Raw genomic sequence first — 18,358 nt, 5'->3', positions numbered from 1 at the left:
AAAACTTACAGTAGGGTAAGGATAAAAACGAACAATAAAAACCCACCAGTGTAAATTCCGATGACGAAAACTAAGTAATTATCGTCTTCAGAAAAAACAGCATAGCTTCTTTTCTTACACCCATATATTCATATATCGTAACACATTTCCCACTACTTTCGTTTAAAAAAGTAGGAAAGACCACTTTTTTAGAGTGATCCCTTGTCGGATAGAAGTTACTCTTTAATCACAAAGTGGTCTATAAACACAGTGAATGTTTATTTATTTTTCAATCCTACATGCATTGCAGCCGCTCCACCAGTAAATGCTTTTACTTCTACTTTATCAAATCCCGCTTCTTCAAACATTGCAGCTAATTCCTTCATTCCTGGAAAATCACGAGCCGATTCTTGTAACCATGAATATTCAGAATAACTTTTAGCGAAAATTTTCCCAAATACTGGCATAATATAACGAAAATAAAATGCAAAGAATTGTTTAAATACAGGAAGGGTTGGCTGAGAAGTTTCTAAGCAGACCGCTTTTCCACCTGGCTTGAGCACACGGTGCATTTCTTTAAGTACTTGCATATAATCAGGTACATTTCTTAACCCGAATCCAATTGTTACAAAATCAAAACTATTATCCTCAAATGGTAAACTCATTGCATTCCCATGAATTAGCTCGATATTACTGGAAGGTAATTGCTCTATTTTTTCTTGACCAATTTTAAGCATATTCTGACTAAAATCAAGTCCTATTACCTTTCCTTCAGCTCCTACCTCTTGGGCTAACGCAATACTCCAATCAGCTGTCCCACAGCATACATCTAGAGCTTGCTGTCCAGGCATCACTTTCATTCGTTTCATTGTCTCTTTACGCCATGCCTTATGACGTTGAAAGCTTATAACGGAATTCATTTGATCATAGTTTTTATAGATTTTTTCAAAAACATTATGTACTCTTTCTTCTTTTGATTGACCCATGATCACAGACCTTCTTCCACAGCATTATTATCATGTAATGATTCATAAAATTGAATTGCATGAAGACGTTTCACAAGTAATTTCTTAATTTCAGGATTCTTAAACGTCGAATCATTTAGTAATAACGTCGTTTCTTCAACTAATTCACTACATGCTTTAGTCAGATAGGAAAATGGTAATATTCCCTTATCATAACTATGAAATTTTTCATGAGATAGCCTTTTATATATGAGGAATTTACTAGCCAACAAACGATGAAAGTCTAACTTATAATATTGTGTAATTCTCTTAAATAAAGAAGTTTCAACAACCTCTAAGCTTTCCAAAATAGATAATTCTTTACTCTCGTCTTCATGATAAAGCTTTATCTTGTGTTCGTTAATTTCTTTAATTGCTAGCGCAAATACCTTTATCATATCAATATCCTTAACTTCTGATAATACTAAATAATATAATCCACTAAAATAATCCCCAGCTAATACAGTTAATTGTCTTTCAAAAAATTCTTGTGAATTAATATCGTTTTTTGTTGATACATCATCATGTGTATTAAGGGCGATTTGAACGAGCATGGCGGTAATAATATAATGTTCTTTAAGCTCATCTGAAAGGTCCATCTCATCAAAAATTGCATATAATAATAATAACTTATCTTCATCTATTACTGGAGAAGGTAGATGTTTGCCCAAAAATGGATGATTTAGCTTTTTTTCTAAGTCTGTTTTAATTTTCGCTAATTGTACAACTAATTCCTGCAAATAGATCACCCTTGTCCCCAATTTAACATTTATATCTCTATTTTATACCAGTACTTATAACAAACTAGTATTTGTCGGTCAGTGTGAAAAAAGAGGACGAGCTAATCACTTTATAATAAGTGTATTCTTCGTACCTTACTCCACAATTTTTTTAAAAATAGAATATTACAGATATTTTATATTATAACACAGTTTATCAGTATTGGTATTGTACAACTCTAAATGAATGTTAAACGCAAATAAAAGCAGGGTACCCTGCTCATTTTCTTGAATCACTCTCTAATTCACCAATACTAGTTTGGATTTGAGCTTTTCCTCTAATTTTTATCGCAGAGGTATGTTCTGTGAATTGTGCGATCATAACTTCACCTTTGTCTAGTTTCTCAGAGTGATGAAAACGCGTATCTGATCCTCTAGTTAGACCAATAACATTCACACCATCTTCAATAGCTTTTATCACTACAAAGTCATTTTTTTGACTCATTGTTACACCTACCCGTTTTATATTTCATTTCCTAATATAAAGTTAAAACCCTTTGATTAATGCTAACACTTCTTGTCTAGAAGCATCATCTTTTTGAAATACTCCTCGAACCGCCGAGGTAATCGTTCTTGCACCTGGCTTTTTAACCCCTCTCATCGTCATACACATGTGTTCAGCCTCAACTACCACCATTACACCGTGCGGATGAAGGGAATGACTAATACTATCTGCTATTGTTGATGTAATTCTTTCCTGCAACTGCGGTCTTTTTGCTACAGCTTCTACAGCTCTTGCCAATTTACTAAGACCAGTAACTTTACCGCCTTTTGGAATATATGCTACATGTGCTTTACCAAAAAAAGGGACTAAATGATGTTCACACATTGAATAAAATGGGATATCCTTTACAAGAACTAGTTCCTCATGATCTTCACCAAAAACAGTCTGAAAGTACTCTGAAGGTTCTTCATTTAATCCACTGAAAACTTCAGCATACATTTTTGCCACTCTTTTAGGAGTATCTACCAAACCTTCACGTGTTGGATCTTCACCAATTGCCTCAAGTATTAATCTAACTGCATGTTCAATTTGCTCATGATTAACTTGTCCCATATTGTCCTCCTGATCATTGTTTGATACAGATTCTAGCATATAAACGCGGCTAAAAGCAAAAATAAGTATGTATAATAGTCTTTCTGTTACTGAATGAATACGATTATCTTAGTAAAAACAACAAAGGAAAAGCCCCTTTTACAAGGGGCTCTGTGAAGAAAGCTTATATGTAATGACAATTACATGACATATGAAACTTATTTACCTGCTACTGCATCTTTAAGTGCTTTACCTGGTTTGAAAGCAGGCACCTTGCTTGCAGCGATTTCGATTTCTTCACCAGTTTGTGGGTTACGACCTTTACGAGCCGCACGCTCACGTACTTCAAAGTTACCGAAACCGATAAGTTGTACTTTATCACCGTCTTTTAGTGCATCTAAAATTGTATCGAAAACAGCATCAACTGCTTTTGTTGCGTCTTTTTTAGATAACTCACTAGCTTCTGCTACTGCGTTGATTAGTTCTGTTTTATTCATGCCTTTCACCTCCTCCCAAAGGGATGGAATTCTACTTTTCATTTCTTCACAGTTTTGTTCAAATCTATACATGATAGATGTTGAAATACTCTCAACACGCTTATCTTATATGATTTTTCTACATATTTCAATGATTTTCAACATGATTATTGGTTTTTTAGGAAGAATCGTCCAATTAAGAAAACATTTACTGATAAAAGATTAACACATCTAAACATCTGAAATCAAGTTTTATCAAAATTAAATCCAATAATATCAAGGTTTCTCTACCTTTTACAGAACAAATGTTTCCACTTTACCTATTTTTCATTAAAAAGTCGAAAATTATATTAAAATATTTGATTTAAACAAAATATGCAGATTTCACGCTTTGTAACGTTATTACAATATCATTTTTATATAATCGTTTCAATATCTACTAGCACGTTATTTTTATATATGTTCATCTCATTCTATCGCCTTTCTTTAGAACAACTTCCAATGGCGAAAAACTTTTTCTTGTTCCCATGGATTTTCACAAGCTCTTGCTTAGGTTATTTTCTTACATTCATTACAACAAAATGTCAGCGTATGCAAGCTAGGAAAAGATCCTTTCTTCCTTCTTTGGAAGAAAGACCTGTATCTATTGCGAAAATCCCACAAACTCTAAAAATTACCCACATATTGAATCATTTCTTTTAACAAAAGTGAAAGAGCCTCGGTATAGACTAGTGGTACCTCAAGGGTGCTAGGCATTTACCTATTAAATGTCAGAATGCTTGATGTCATAGCGATTAACACAACCCGATGCATTTTATAGGACGCTAAGCAATAAAAAAAACTGTAAACAAACTCATTTTAAAGGAGTTCGTTTACAGTCGAGATTTTCTAAAAAAGAGATCCTATGATTATAAGATGATTGCGATTAAACCACCGGAACCTTCATTAATAATTCTTTCTAATGTTTCTTTTAATTTATAGCGAGCATTTTCAGGCATTAATGATAGTTTTGCTTGAATCCCTTCACGAACAATTGAGCTTAAGCTTCTTCCAAAAATATCTGAATTCCATATTGATAATGGATTATCTTCGAAGTCTTGCATCAAATACCGAACAAGTTCTTCCGATTGCTTCTCTGTGCCGATAATTGGTGCGAACTCAGATTCAACATCCACTTTTATCATATGGATAGAAGGTGCTACCGCTTTTAAACGAACACCGAATCTAGAACCTTGGCGAATGATTTCAGGTTCATCTAAACTCATATCAGCAAGTGCTGGTGCCGCAATTCCATAGCCCGTTTGTTTGACCATTTTCAGTGCATCCGCTACTTGATCATACTCGGCTTTTGCATATGCAAAGTCTTGCATTAACTGTAACAGATGGTCTTTTCCACGAATTTCTACTCCAACCACTTCTTTTAAAATTTGATCATATAAGTCATCTGGAGCATATAGGTCGATTTCAGCAATTCCTTGACCCATTTCAATGCCAGCTAAGCTTGCTCTGCTAATAAAATCATATTCACTAAACTGACCAACCACACGGTCAACATCGCGTAATCGTTTAATATCTTTTACAGTATCTTTAACCGCTTCTTGATAGCTCTGTCTTAACCAATGATTTTCTCTTAAAACCATTACCCAGCTTGGTAAGTTCACATTGACTTCAAGAACAGGGAACTCATAGAGAGATTCTCTTAATACATTCATTACATCAGATTCTCTCATACTTTCTACACTCATAGCTAACACTGGAATATCATATTTCTCATTTAATTGTTGGCGAAGGGCTTCTGTTTCAGGGTGGTGAGGATGAACCGTATTTATAATCATAATAAACGGTTTTCCAACCTCTTTTAACTCGTCAATAACTCGAGCTTCAGCCTCTAGGTAGTCATGACGTGGAATATCTCCGATGGATCCATCAGTCGTAATGACACAACCTAAAGTGGAATGCTCTTGAATAACTTTTCGTGTACCAATTTCTGCCGCCTCATGAAATGGTATCGGCTCTTCATACCAAGGAGTATTAATCATACGAGGACCGTTTTCATCCTCATATCCTTTTGCACCAGGAACAGTGTAACCTACACAGTCTACTAATCTAATATTGACATCAAGTCCCTCATCAACATGGATGGAAACAGCTTGATTTGGGACAAATTTAGGCTCAGTCGTCATAATTGTTTTACCAGCTGCACTTTGTGGTAATTCGTCTTGAGCTCTAGCTTTGTCAGATTCATTGTCAATGTTAGGTAGTACAACTAATTCCATGAACTTTTTAATAAAAGTAGATTTACCTGTTCTTACTGCACCAACTACTCCTAAATATATATCGCCACCAGTTCGTTCAGCGATATCCTTGAAAATATCTACTTTTTCCAAGTGATCCCCTCCCGATCATACAATTTGGGATAAAGCTTATCCGTCTTCTTATAGGACACTATATATGTATGACATTGTCCTATTTATTTATGCCTATGTTTCAAAGTTTTTTTGTTTTTGCTCTCAGATGTAAGATTTGACAAAAGCGTAAAAGAAAACCCTTCTCTTAGAGTTTATTCTCCAAAGAAGGGTTCATGACTATTTTTTATAATTTTTTAATTTTTGACCGAACCTATCATTTATTCAGCAAGAAATACCGGCTCTCCATTTTGATCTACTGTATAAGGCAGAGAATATGCAGGTACAAACGGACTCTCTTTAACCAATAAATCCCTGATATCGTCACCTGGTTTAAAGCTATGATCACTTTCTTGTAATGCACGATTTAAGTCAAGACGATAATCTACATATACTTTTGCATTATTATCAATGACAAGGGGTAAATATTCGCCTGAAAATGGACTTTCTACTGTAAACGGTTCATCATATCCGAGCTTTTCATAATTTAACGTATAGATATCATTCGTAATCAAATCTTGAAATGGAGGATATCCTTTTGATTGACGATAGACTTCAAGTCTAATAGATAATTCATGTAATTTTTCTGACATCCTAAGATCAAGTAATTTCACAGTAGGATCCTCTTCTACATCAACTAATACATACTGATAGATCCCCCCACTTTCATAGGCACTTCCCGGTGGCTCCGCCATGTATCTAGGTGTAATACTTGAAAAATCAATAGGATACTTTTGATAAATAGGTGTTGTCATATCTCTTGTTTTTATAGGTAACAAGCCGTTTGAATCCTTTTGAAATTGATCAACAGCAGTTTGAACAGCCATTATTTGATCATTATAAGGTACGGTATTTTTTTGCAAGCGTTCTTCTGGATAAAGACATCCTGTTAAAAGGACGCAACCAACGATGACTATTAACACTTTATATAGTTTCATATTTATAACTTCCTTTTACAAGATTTATTCAGAAACAGGTCCACTAAACACAACAAAAAGAATAATCATTCCTGCAACAATCATAAATAGGTAGGCTAAAATGGTAACGATTACTTTAAAGACTCCTCTTAATTTATAGCGACTTAAATAGATGAGGATAATTGAAATAAACATAAAACCCATTGAAGCAAATGATATCCACATTTTCATAAGTGCTATATTCATATGTACTCCTCCTTTTTTAATAGGCTGTTTTCAAATAGGTAAATAACTACCAAAAAAATCCGATTTTCACCTAAGTACAAATTTCTTCTCTATGTACATGATAAGTGAGCTTGCTAATATAACAATGGTTATAAAAAATGCTACGTATAAAACTCCTTGAATGATTATAATATAGATTTTAAGACTTGTCCAAGTGTGGTAAACCTCGCGTTTTAGACAACTGAATCTGTACCCCATACATAATAAGATAAGTGCAAGGAGCCTCCTATCATCGAAAAGTATGAGTTGAAGGTGCTCGAAATTAGACACTAAAAGCATTTTATCGTTTTTAGTGCAAAAAAAACTGAAGTAAAGTGGGGACGAACTTTACTTCAGCAAAAAAACGACTAAATACTACCCAACATTTAGAACAACTCTTATTTGACTACGTTGCATTTTATGCGAAATGCCATGCATGTGTATACTCTAATGCCTAGTTTCATAAGGTTTCGTACAAATTATTTACATTACAGATGAATCTCAAATTCTTTTTAAGAAACCTTATACCAAGCTTTCTGCCGGCATTCCGCTGCAAGTATATTTTAGTACCTTATCGGATGTTGTAAATGTCTATTTCACAGTATTATATGCTTCATGTGTTTAGTTTGTAACCCAATGACTTAGCGTTTTTCCATGATATTAACTAAGTCTTCCATTTCATGTGTTTTCACTCTTGCCATTAAAGTATCAACTGCATCTTTAGGTAAGCGATCGTTGAAAAGCACATCGTATAAAGCCTCTGTTATCGGCATTTTCACATTATACTTTTGGGCTAATTGAAATGCAGCCTTTGTTGTTCTTACTCCTTCTACTACCATTCCCATGTTTTCAAGTACTTCATCTAGGTTTTGACCTTTTCCTAATAAATTTCCGGCTCGCCAATTTCTAGAGTGCACACTTGTACATGTTACGATTAAGTCTCCAATTCCTGTTAGTCCTGAAAAGGTTAATGGATTTCCTCCCATCACACTTCCTAACCTAGCAATTTCAGCTAGTCCGCGTGTAATTAGAGCGGCTTTTGAATTATCTCCATAACCTAATCCATCTGTAATACCTGCGGCTAAAGCAATAATGTTCTTTAAAGCTCCACCGATTTCCACTCCAATAATATCAGGATTTGTGTAAACTCGAAAATAATGATTAATAAATAGATCCTGAACATACTCCGCTGCTTTCATGTTTTTTGAAGAAGATGTAACCGTCGTAATTTGCCTTTGACTCACTTCTTCTGCATGACTCGGTCCTGATAATACGACCACATCTTTTAGTAAATGAGAAGGCATCTCTTCCTCAATAATCTCTGATATCCGAAGTAAAGTGTCGGGTTCTATTCCTTTGCTCACATGCACAATGGTTAACGGCTCTATAGCGATATTCTTCACTTCCGCTAACACACCTCTTATTGCCTTAGTTGGAACAGCTAAAACAATAGTTGAAGTATCCTTTAAGCTTTCATCCAGTTGTGAAACACCTTTAATTCTTTCAGGAAGATCAATGCCAGGTAAATATTTTTCATTGCGTCTATTTCCGTTAATTTCGTCAATTAATGTGGACCGATGTCCCCACAACTTAACGTTATGCCTATTATCGGCTAGAACAATGGCTAGTGCAGTCCCCCAACTTCCGGCACCTAAGACAGTAATATTCTCCATATATACACATCCTTCTTAACAAACTATAAGAAAATGTTCTTATCAATCCAACTCTTCACGTAAACTGTTTGTTATTTTCTCTCTCTAGTAAAGATCTTGATAGGTGTACCCTCAAATTCAAAGCTTGCTCTTATTTTATTTTCTAAGAACCTTTCGTATGAGAAGTGCATTAATTCCGGATCATTTACAAAAACAACAAATGTAGGCGGCTTGACAGCTACTTGTGATGTATAGAAAATTTTCAATCGTTTCCCTTTATGTGTAGGGGTTGGATTCATGGCAACAGCATCCATAATGACATCATTTAACACATTAGTAGGTACTCTTCTAGCATGATTTTCACTAGCTAGTATAATTTTAGGCATTAAAGTGTGTATTCGCTTCTTTGTAATAGCAGATAAGAAGACAATCGGAGCATAATCTAAGAATTTAAAGTGATCACGAATATTTTCTTCAAATTCCTTCATAGTACGCTCGTCCTTCTCAACAGCATCCCATTTGTTCACAACAATCACGACTGCTTTACCTGCATCATGTGCATAGCCAGCGATATGTTTGTCCTGTTCAATGATACCTTCTTCACCGTTAATCACGACTAAAATTACATCCGAACGATCGATTGCTTTTAATGCACGTAAAACACTATATTTCTCCGTTGTTTCATAAACCTTACCCTTTTTACGCATCCCTGCAGTATCTATGATAACAAATTCTTGACCTTCATATTTGTATACAGTATCAATTGCATCACGCGTTGTTCCTGCAATATCACTTACAATGACACGATCTTCCCCTAAGATTGCATTTACAAGTGAAGATTTCCCAACATTTGGTCTACCTATTAATGAGAATTTAATCGTTGTGTCATCGTAATCTTCAGCACCTATGTTTTTGAAGTGTTTTGCTACTTCATCTAATAAATCCCCTAATCCAAGTCCATGGGAACCGGAAATTGGGAAAGGCTCACCGAAGCCTAGAGAATAAAAATCATAAATATTAGCTCTCATTTCAGGATTATCTACTTTATTTACAGCTAAAACGACAGGTTTATTAGACTTATATAAGATTTTCGCTACTTCTTCATCAGCTGCGGTAACACCTTCACGTACATTCGTTAAGAAGATAATAACATCTGCCTCATCGATTGCAATTTCAGCTTGAGTTCGAATTTGAGCTAAGAACGGTTCATCACCAATATCAATTCCACCCGTGTCAATAATATTAAAGTTATAAGTTAACCATTCTCCTGCGCTATAAATTCTATCTCTTGTTACACCTGGTATATCTTCTACAATTGAAACTCTCTCACCAACAATTCGATTAAAAATTGTTGATTTTCCTACATTCGGTCTACCAACAATAGCTACAACTGGTTTTGCCATATTTTTTTCATCCTTCCTACAATTAACCTACTTTATATAAAGTTAAGCCTTTTTAAAACTTTTGGACCCAAATTCAAGGTACGATACTCTATAAGTCAACTCTATAATCTGAATTTTGTCATGTCATATTTCGCTTAGCCAATTTCACTTGAGCTAGAATTCTTGGGAGGGTACATAAAGTATAGACCTCCTGGAATTGTCTATGATTTTATACGAAAAGAGCCTTATATCATTAAATTTCTTAAATAACCCGAAATGGATTAAACTGTCTTAAATGACTCATTCCATAATCTTATGTAACTCGCATTGTCCTATTTAATTAACCTAACATCCAAATAGAGATCACTTAATAGAAAAAGGCCGACTCACAAAAGGATCAGACCCCTAAAACCAAATGATTTTCAACCTTCCAATGGAAGATTATATCTATCAATGGTTTGTTGGTGGGGTCAGACCCCAATGAGTCAACCTCCTTAACTTTTATATAGTAGCAAACATTTCATCATAAGACAACTTAGTGTTTAACAACAATGTACATATCCTCTCCAATAGCATGGGCAATTCCATCCAAAATAGCTTCTAAGTTTTTCGCATAAAAGTCCATTTCCTCTTTTGTTTTACATATAAAAACAGCTGTTCCACCTGAGGCTTTTGTAGAATCTGTTGTTATAATAGCTAAAATATATTTTTCTAATGCACTCACTCTTTTCCTCCCCCTCGCTGATTTGCTTTAGCTTCAGAAGGCATTCTTATTGCATTCTCTAGTGTAGGAACTTCTCCAATGACTCGTTTAGCTCGCTCCACATCCCGTTCTTGGGGTAGGACAAAAACTCCTAATCGTCCATCGTCTAAATCTCTTTTAGCTAAAGGTACGAGTGCTGGCTCTCCTGAGTCTCTAAACACACCAAGTGCAGTTGACACATCATGGAGGATCGCTTGCCTTTGCCCTAGATTTGCTATTGTCATCTTAGAATTTGTATTCTTAGGTGTTAAAACAAAACCCATACCATATTTCAAGATGGCTTCTTGCTTCTCCGGTATCCCAATGTTCATAATATAAATATTGTCAACATATAGCCCTGCACCATCAAAATGCGGCTCTACAAATTCAATATCTACAAGATCTTTTATTCTACTCCCTGACATAAGCCTTCTTGAAATAAGAAAACAAATAACTCCTACGACTAAAGCTACATAAATGTTTACAACAAGATAGGAAAAGGTTGTAAATAACGATGTGAAGATAACTAAATAGTTCCGACTTTCAAATGCAATAGCTATCCCTTCAATATATGTCTTACCTCTTGGTACAAGTTCATATTCATCCAGAACTGTCAGTGTATTCCTTTCCATATTTCTTACATCTCTAAACTGCGAGGCAGCTAAGGTCAGAAAAGTGATGGCTGTAAAATCCTCCTCCATTATCGAAGGGACAGCAACAGTTCCAAGACCAGCAGCAATAAAGCCTAATGCAACGTGAATAATTTTCCCATGTAAGTAAGTAGGATACTGCCTATAGTCTGTCTTTAACATATGTAATCTTGTTAATACCCCTACAACTACTCCGAATAAGACTGGTAAAGTGTATTCATTCATTTTATCCCTGCTTCTCCTTAGGTTGTTTTTGAATTTTAAGTACCATTTGTTCAATAAAGCTGGCTACATATTGGAGCCTTAAACATAAATACATGAAAGAACATCCCATTACAAGCATGTCTAAAAATAAAAATCCTCCTACCATTAGGCCATTATGAAATTGAGATAGAATCTTTTGATACAAGTACTCTCCCTGACAAACAGATAAAATAAAAATTCCATATTTCTCAGAAATGTTCTTTCCTAAGTACAGTGAAAGTGAACCGACAATAACACTAAACATGATTCGGTAATCAAACACAAACCAGACAGGATCATATAATTTGAATAGCATCATGCTTGCGTAGGCAAACGTTGCTGTGGCAATTGAAAAGATTAAAAGGACAATCTTCTTTCTTTCTTTACAAACAAGATAATAGCCTGATAGTAAAAAAATAAAGTAAGCTACATTTACTTCAAACCCACCTATATTTACATATTGATTACTTAAGAAAATGATCAGTAAAATGACAAAGGACAATTTTAACCTAAAATGATTTTTTACCATTATAAAAGTAGAATAAATCCAAGCTAACCAAAGTAACCAGTAAAAGATTATTCCTTCCATCTTCAACCCTCCTACTTTGTCAGTATGTCTCTTTCTTAATAGCTTTAACCTGAAAATAACAAAAAATAGCACTCATAAAAAGTAGATTATCGCTAAAAATGAGTAATATCTTATGAGGAGGAGGGATTGGTATGGGAAAGGATCGTCAAGAGGAGAAGCTTAAGAAAAGCGAACGTGTAGAGTCAGACAGAGATCAGTCTTTAGATTATCCTGGTTCGACTAAGCTTGAAGGACCAGATGCTGCAAGAGCAAGAAATAAACGATAATTCATTGTTTGTTTTGCTGTTATTTAATAGATTGTTGCTCCCTTAAAAACCCAAAGTACCAGATTTCCACCTTGGTACGAGTTCTTTCTCTCTAATAAGGAAAGAATATCTATTCACATTAACTAGACGTCAAAAAGCGTGAATTCATAGTGAATTCACGCTTTTATTCATTATTCGTTCAAAATGTTAAAGAAACTTATCTTCTACTAAAGCTTCCCGTATCAATACCTCTTTCCGTTAACCAATGATGTGTTTGTCCACTCATTACAATTGGGGCATTCTGTAATTGCTTTATATTTTTAGTACCTAAAGCAGTCATAATCATTTTTAAATCTTCAAGAATATTCTTTATTTCTTGAACAAGTTCGTCATACCCTTTTTCTATAAAAATCTTAAGGAAATAACCTGCAATTCCCACTGCTGAGGCACCTAATGCAATTGACTTAGCAACCTCAAGTGAGTTTTGCACACCACCTGTACCAATAATTGAAAGGTCTTTATGAAGCCCACTGCTTACTTCAGCTAAAGATGCAGCAGTCGTAATACCCCAATCATTAAAGTAACTTAAGATTTTTTCTCGTCGCTTGTTTTCAATTTTTGAAAAGTTGGTACCACCAAAACCACCTACATCAATAGCCGACACTCCGACATTTGCTAGTTTGATTGCAACCTCTTTCGTCATTCCAAAGCCAACTTCTTTAACAATGACAGGAACATGGAGGTGTTTCACAATTTCTTCTATTCTTGTTAAAGCATGGGTGAAATCTCTATCTCCTTCTGGCATAACAAGCTCCTGAACAACATTTAGGTGAATCTGAATAGCATCTGCTTCAATCATCTCTACAGCCTTCATTGCTTGATCGACAGACGCCTCACTACCTAGGTTGGAAAAGATAATTCCCTTTTTATTAACTCTTCTCATGACTTCATATGAAGGACGTTCTGATGGATCTTTTAACGCAGCCATTTGGGATCCAACTGCTATTCCGATATTTGTTTCACTCGCAGCATTAGCCAAAGCCTCATTGATAATGACAGTATCTTCACCACCGCCACCAGTCATTGCATTTATTAAAAGAGGCGAACTTAATGTAAGTTCGCCAACTTTAGTTGATAAATCTATAGTTGAAACAGACAGATTTGGTAAGCTTTGGTGAACAAATGTTAAATCATTAAATCCATTTGATCGTTGTTGCCCTATCGATAGGGCATGTTCAATATGTTCAATTTTTCTTTCTGCTCTTTTGCTCACAAAATCACCATTACTTTAGTTTTTTTAGTTGTTCACCAATCATTTCACCTAATTGGAATCCCGATGTATTATCTTCTTGAGATTGATATTGACTATAGTCCTCATCGGAAGCATTGGACGATTCTTCTAATTCACGAATACTCAAAGAAATTCTTTGTTCAGATTCGTTCACATCTAATACTTTAACTTTTACCGCTTGATTTTCCTCTAATACTTCATGAGGTGTAGCAATATGCTTATGGGAAATTTGAGAAATATGAACAAGTCCTTCTACTCCTGGAAGTATCTCAACGAATGCTCCGAAAGAAACTAATCGTCTTACTTCTCCTTCTACTACATCTCCAGCCTTTACTTTATCCGTAATATTAGCCCATGGTCCTGGGAGTGTTTCTTTAATAGAAAGAGAGATACGTTCATTGTCACGGTCAACAGACAATACTTTTACTGTAACAGATTGACCTTCTTGAACGACATCTGAAGGTTTTTCAATATGGTTATGGGAAAGCTGTGATATATGAACTAAACCATCTACACCACCGATATCAACAAACGCCCCAAAATCAGTTAATCTTTGAACAGTCCCAACAATTGTTGAGCCTACTGTAACTGATTCTAATAAACTTGATTTTTTCTCACTTTGTTCTTTTTCAATGACAGCACGGTGAGAAAGAATGACTCTATTCTTATCACGATCTAACTCTACAACAATTAATGATAGAGTTTTATTCATATATTCAGAAAAATCTTCAACAAAATGTGCTTCTACTAAAGATGCTGGAATAAATCCTCTTACTCCAATATCAACAACAAGTCCACCTTTGACAACATCTTTCACTTCAGCTTCAAATACTTCTTTGCTCTCGTATTTGCTTTGCAAATCATCCCAAGCTTTTTCAGCGTCTACAGCTCTTTTAGAAAGGACTAGTGCTTCATCTTCCACTTTCAGTACCTTTAAGTCAAGTTCATCATTTTCTTTTGTCACATCGGAAGCTTTTTCTACATGAAGGCTAGAAAGCTCACTGATAGGAATAATACCAGTATGCTTACAATTTTCTATTTCGACAATAACCTGTTTTTCTTCTACCTTTGTAACGAAGCCTTTTACAAGATCTCCAACCTCAGGTGTCTCAACATGAACATTATTTAATTCTTCTACCATCTCAATTACCTCCTTGTCAAAACCTGCGCGACATTTATAGTATGTATGATTTCATTTTATCACAAATTCTTTAATAATCTGAAAATAAAATGAAAATACTCTCATTATAAACTTCTAATAATTGTACCTTTTTGTCAAGTAGTAAGCTTTAAATCCGTTATTAATCAACGTATTTACTTTATTAATTTTATAGTTCAAATTAATTTCATAAAGGCTTATTTAAAAAAACACAGACCTACAGAGGTTAGAAACCATTTAAATGTTGACTATTTTCTTAAACTCGTGGCTATTGATCAAATGCCCAGTCTGGTTGAAGTCCTCACTAATTGCTTCACTTCCCCCGAGGCGGGCGGTGAGCCTCTTCAGCGTAAACGCCTATAGGGTCTCACCTATTGCACTTCCCCTCCCATACAACCTTAAGTAATTTTCGTTCAAAGATCCCATTTACAAGGCAATAACCTCTTAGAAAAGATGCTCAATTCATCATGCGATCACAGAAGGATTTATCTTTAGATGATACAGTCGGAGAGAGTAAACACTTATCTAGAAGTATTTTCAGCTTAACAACGTGCTTTAGCAAAGCGAAAAGCGAGCTATAATAGGCTTAGGAGTCTTCCTCCAGTCTCATAAGTTTGTGGGGGGCTTACTTATTTCGACATGTTAGAGAGTACTCTCTTTTTGCTCTTGAAAGCATTGAGGCTCTAAGTATTCATGTTATAGACTTTATTTCTTTTTACCATTACCTGTAATCCGCTTTGGTCATCAGGAAAGATAAGAAGGAATTAAGTCCTGTGTCTTAAGATAAAAAACAGTCCCTTTTTCCTATGAACCCCTCAAGCTCTTTCATTTTGCTTATGGTAACTATAATGGATTTATCCTTTTAGGAGGCTTCATAAGGACTTGTGCTTTTGGAAGCACCCGCTACTTTAGAAAGCTTCTTCTCCTAACGGAAAAAATTATTTAAATGTTACAGACCCAATACTAAATAAAGGTCAAACGTCTAGCATGTCTTGTGTAAAGATACTTAAACGATTGTTAATCCTTTAATAATTTATCGATTTCGTTCATTATAATTGCTGTCATTTCTTCTGGTGATATTTTTTCCTGGCGGTATTTCTCCATCTCTAAAGGCTTTCCGTAAACCACTTTTAAGGATTGAAATGATTTATAAGGTCCTTTAATGGCACATGGAACTACTGCAGCATTAGATCTTAATGCAAAAAACCCTGCACCCGGTAGTCCTTTCCCCAATTGACCATCTTTACTTCTTGTCCCTTCTGGGAATAGGCCTAAAACATTTCCTTCTTTTAATACTTTTAAACCTGCTCGAAGTGCTTCACGATCACCGCCTCCGCGTTTAACAGGGAATGTCCCAAAGTTCTTTAACAAATTCTTCAGCACAGGTACGTCAAAGAGCTCAGCTTTTGCCATGAAAAGGACTTTACGAGGTGAAGTAACGCCAACAACTGGCGGGTCAAGGTTACTAATATGGTTTGTACATAATAAGACTGCACCTTCCTTTGGAAAATGCTCCAAACCTTCCACTTTAATTCGGTAAGTCGGTTTAATGAGTCCTGCAACTACTGATCTTGCAAAAGGATATAATGACATCTAAATCAAATCCTTTCTTCCATTAATTCTTCGATTTTATTTACTACATCATAAATCGACATTGACGTAGTATCGATTTCAATTGCATCGTCCGCTTTTTTCAAAGGAGCTACTTCTCGTTCAGAATCAAGTTTATCTCGGTTTGCAATTTCCTCTTTTAATTGTTCTAAATTTGAAGAAAACCCTTTTTTTATATTCTCATCATAACGTCTCTGAGCCCGTTCTTCTACAGAGGCTCTTAAAAAGATTTTCAGTTCTGCATGAGGTAGTACGTGGGTACCAATGTCTCTTCCATCCATAATAACTCCACCTTCAGAAGCTAATTCTCTTTGTCTAACTAGCATTTCATTCCTAACTTTCGGGTGCATAGCTACAATAGAGACATTATTAGTTACTTCATTTGTTCTGATAACCTCTGTTACATCCTCTTGATTAATTTTTACAATTTGTCCTTTTTCAGATGGAGAAAGGTCGATTTGAATTGAAGCTAACACTTCTGATACAAGCTCTTCGTTTTTTAAATCTACACCTTCATTTAATGCTTTGTACGTTAATGCTCTATACATCGCTCCTGTGTCTATGTAAATATATGCATAGTGCTCTGCAATTATTTTTGCGACCGTACTTTTACCTGCTGCTGCAGGACCGTCAATTGCAACTGATATTTTTTGGTTCATTTTTTCCTCCAAGTAGTTTTAAAGTCTAGTAGTGTTTTACATATGGTGATTTACACGGGTAATGATTGGTAGTGGAAGGTGGTTATACTTTTTCCACATTGTACAACCACTAATACTACCTCATTCTTCTTGACTAAATGTTTCTAGCCATTCTGTTACCGTTAACTTGTTTACCCCTTCGTATTGGACAACTCTCGATAAGTAAGGCTGAATACTTTTTTGTTGTATAAGCAATTGGGTAAACACTAAGATGACAAACTGAATAACAATTAATTTAAGTAAGATTCTATCAAAACGTTTCATTTTTCCAGCTCCGGTATTTTTACTAGTATTCATTTGACTAGTATGCTTAAAAATACCGTGTTTTATTCAGTTAACCCTTTTCTACGCATAATGATCTGCTGCTCGAAACAATATTTTATTAGAAGTTGACGTTTTTCCTCGTCTATATCAATAAATTGAATTGGTACTTTTATAAAATGGTTGTTTTCTGTCTCAATAAATCGCACTAATTTGGCTTCAATTTTAACATATTTAATTGAATTATTTTGAAATGGTAGCGCAAACCATACTGTCACTACTTGATTAGCATGAATACTATTGTTTTTCGGGACAAGTAAAGCTGCCCCTCCCGCGCTAATATCTGTCGTAACGGCAGTAAATGCTTTAAATTCATTATGAATTGGGTGAATCGCTATATCTACCGTTGTATCAATTCTAACATATTCCCTTCTTTGAATTCGAAATAGATGATCATCACCAGGATACGTTATTGAGATCATTGGTATATTCTCTTTAACTCTACCTGTAACCTCTGTTTGAAAGCGGTACACATTCTCCTTGTTTATAAATGAAGCAATTAGTTCAGTTCCTAGCATTAGAAATGCCGTTCTACCAGTTTCAGAGTTCACTGGATAATCTATAAAAAGCTTGTTACCGCTTCTCTCTACAAGTTTACATTTTAACTTTTCAACAACTTCCCCGTTCGTTTCTAAGTTAATGACATCCCCTATCTTAATCACACAAATCACTCTCTTCTATGGCTCTCTTTTTTATTAAAGCATGGAAGAAACTGATGTGCAAGAAAACAATTGAGATGATTACGGAATGAATCAACCGAACATTTTTTTAAAACTCACAGATTTTTAAATTAACGGTTGTCATTTCAAATAGGCTTACTAGAGGTTTATTTTACCAAGGGAGTTGCTATTTTCTCTCTAAATAAGGAGATGATCAAACTCGGGCAATAACATAATTTAGTTTAAAAGGTCTTCT

At 35.0% G+C, this 18,358-nt stretch carries 20 protein-coding genes; 1 reads left to right on the top strand and 19 read right to left on the bottom strand.

Annotation, left to right across the window (positions count from 1 at the left end; genetic code table 11):
• Positions 1–257: 257 nt before the first annotated feature.
• From A9C19_RS07620 to A9C19_RS07560, 13 genes are all read right to left on the bottom strand, one after another.
• Positions 258–965 carry a demethylmenaquinone methyltransferase gene (locus A9C19_RS07620; RefSeq protein ID WP_072579385.1) on the bottom strand — a complete coding sequence of 236 codons (708 nt, stop codon included), beginning with the start codon at positions 963–965 and terminating at the stop codon, positions 258–260.
• 2 nt (positions 966–967) lie between these two features.
• Positions 968–1,723 carry a heptaprenyl diphosphate synthase component 1 gene (locus tag A9C19_RS07615; protein ID WP_072579384.1) on the bottom strand — a complete coding sequence of 252 codons (756 nt, stop codon included), beginning with the start codon at positions 1,721–1,723 and terminating at the stop codon, positions 968–970.
• A gap of 259 nt (positions 1,724–1,982) precedes the next feature.
• On the bottom strand, positions 1,983–2,207 hold the full coding sequence (mtrB, locus tag A9C19_RS07610) for a trp RNA-binding attenuation protein MtrB (RefSeq protein ID WP_072579383.1): 225 nt from the start codon (positions 2,205–2,207) through the stop codon (positions 1,983–1,985).
• 42 nt (positions 2,208–2,249) lie between these two features.
• On the bottom strand, positions 2,250–2,819 hold the full coding sequence (folE, locus tag A9C19_RS07605) for a GTP cyclohydrolase I FolE (protein ID WP_233499251.1): 570 nt from the start codon (positions 2,817–2,819) through the stop codon (positions 2,250–2,252).
• 197 nt (positions 2,820–3,016) lie between these two features.
• Positions 3,017–3,295, bottom strand: coding sequence for a non-specific DNA-binding protein Hbs (hbs, locus tag A9C19_RS07600; protein ID WP_034332307.1), 279 nt, complete (start codon positions 3,293–3,295; stop codon positions 3,017–3,019).
• An 887-nt stretch (positions 3,296–4,182) separates the two neighbouring features.
• Positions 4,183–5,661, bottom strand: coding sequence for a stage IV sporulation protein A (gene spoIVA, locus A9C19_RS07595; RefSeq protein ID WP_072579381.1), 1,479 nt, complete (start codon positions 5,659–5,661; stop codon positions 4,183–4,185).
• Positions 5,662–5,900: 239 nt separating this feature from the next.
• Positions 5,901–6,617 carry a hypothetical protein gene (locus A9C19_RS07590; protein ID WP_072579380.1) on the bottom strand — a complete coding sequence of 239 codons (717 nt, stop codon included), beginning with the start codon at positions 6,615–6,617 and terminating at the stop codon, positions 5,901–5,903.
• A gap of 24 nt (positions 6,618–6,641) precedes the next feature.
• The gene (locus A9C19_RS07585) at positions 6,642–6,842 is read right to left on the bottom strand and encodes a DUF2768 domain-containing protein (protein ID WP_072579379.1); all 201 of its coding nucleotides are present in this window, start codon (positions 6,840–6,842) and stop codon (positions 6,642–6,644) included.
• 659 nt (positions 6,843–7,501) lie between these two features.
• Positions 7,502–8,533 carry an NAD(P)H-dependent glycerol-3-phosphate dehydrogenase gene (locus tag A9C19_RS07580; RefSeq protein ID WP_072579378.1) on the bottom strand — a complete coding sequence of 344 codons (1,032 nt, stop codon included), beginning with the start codon at positions 8,531–8,533 and terminating at the stop codon, positions 7,502–7,504.
• Positions 8,534–8,604: 71 nt separating this feature from the next.
• Positions 8,605–9,915 (bottom strand): ribosome biogenesis GTPase Der, encoded by a 1,311-nt coding sequence (der, locus tag A9C19_RS07575; RefSeq protein ID WP_072579377.1) that lies wholly within the window; start codon positions 9,913–9,915, stop codon positions 8,605–8,607.
• A 514-nt stretch (positions 9,916–10,429) separates the two neighbouring features.
• Positions 10,430–10,618 (bottom strand): capping complex subunit for YIEGIA, encoded by a 189-nt coding sequence (locus A9C19_RS07570; RefSeq protein ID WP_072579376.1) that lies wholly within the window; start codon positions 10,616–10,618, stop codon positions 10,430–10,432.
• Positions 10,615–11,511 carry a YIEGIA family protein gene (locus A9C19_RS07565; RefSeq protein WP_072579375.1) on the bottom strand — a complete coding sequence of 299 codons (897 nt, stop codon included), beginning with the start codon at positions 11,509–11,511 and terminating at the stop codon, positions 10,615–10,617. Before A9C19_RS07565 ends, A9C19_RS07570 begins: the two co-directional genes overlap by 4 nt.
• A gap of 1 nt (position 11,512) precedes the next feature.
• Positions 11,513–12,118, bottom strand: a complete 606-nt coding sequence (locus A9C19_RS07560) for a YphA family membrane protein (protein WP_072579374.1) — start codon at positions 12,116–12,118, stop codon at positions 11,513–11,515.
• Positions 12,119–12,249: 131 nt separating this feature from the next.
• On the opposite strand from A9C19_RS07560, the gene A9C19_RS07555 reads away from it, so the two are divergent.
• The gene (locus tag A9C19_RS07555) at positions 12,250–12,384 is read left to right on the top strand and encodes a YpzI family protein (protein ID WP_072579373.1); all 135 of its coding nucleotides are present in this window, start codon (positions 12,250–12,252) and stop codon (positions 12,382–12,384) included.
• A 196-nt stretch (positions 12,385–12,580) separates the two neighbouring features.
• Here A9C19_RS07555 and fni read toward each other — a convergent pair whose 3' ends face one another.
• From fni to A9C19_RS07525, 6 genes are all read right to left on the bottom strand, one after another.
• Complete coding sequence (fni, locus tag A9C19_RS07550) at positions 12,581–13,636, bottom strand: type 2 isopentenyl-diphosphate Delta-isomerase (RefSeq protein ID WP_072579372.1); 1,056 nt, start codon at positions 13,634–13,636, stop codon at positions 12,581–12,583.
• Positions 13,637–13,646: 10 nt separating this feature from the next.
• Positions 13,647–14,795, bottom strand: a complete 1,149-nt coding sequence (rpsA, locus tag A9C19_RS07545; protein WP_072579371.1) for a 30S ribosomal protein S1 — start codon at positions 14,793–14,795, stop codon at positions 13,647–13,649.
• Between the two features lie 1,035 nt (positions 14,796–15,830).
• Entirely contained in the window at positions 15,831–16,406 is a 576-nt protein-coding gene (locus tag A9C19_RS07540; RefSeq protein WP_072579370.1) for a lysophospholipid acyltransferase family protein, read from the bottom strand.
• A gap of 5 nt (positions 16,407–16,411) precedes the next feature.
• Positions 16,412–17,083, bottom strand: a complete 672-nt coding sequence (gene cmk, locus A9C19_RS07535; protein WP_072579369.1) for a (d)CMP kinase — start codon at positions 17,081–17,083, stop codon at positions 16,412–16,414.
• A 120-nt stretch (positions 17,084–17,203) separates the two neighbouring features.
• Positions 17,204–17,386: a YpfB family protein gene (locus A9C19_RS07530; protein WP_072579368.1), complete on the bottom strand. Its 183-nt coding sequence runs from the start codon at positions 17,384–17,386 to the stop codon at positions 17,204–17,206.
• Positions 17,387–17,448: 62 nt separating this feature from the next.
• The gene (locus A9C19_RS07525) at positions 17,449–18,105 is read right to left on the bottom strand and encodes a flagellar brake protein (protein ID WP_072579367.1); all 657 of its coding nucleotides are present in this window, start codon (positions 18,103–18,105) and stop codon (positions 17,449–17,451) included.
• Between the last annotated feature and the right edge of the window lie 253 nt (positions 18,106–18,358).

It is taken from the genome of Bacillus weihaiensis (assembly GCF_001889165.1).
Lineage (GTDB): Bacteria > Bacillota > Bacilli > Bacillales > Bacillaceae > Metabacillus > Metabacillus weihaiensis.
Note: the sequence above shows the minus strand (reverse complement) of the source record. Positions and strands in the feature narration are given on the sequence as shown.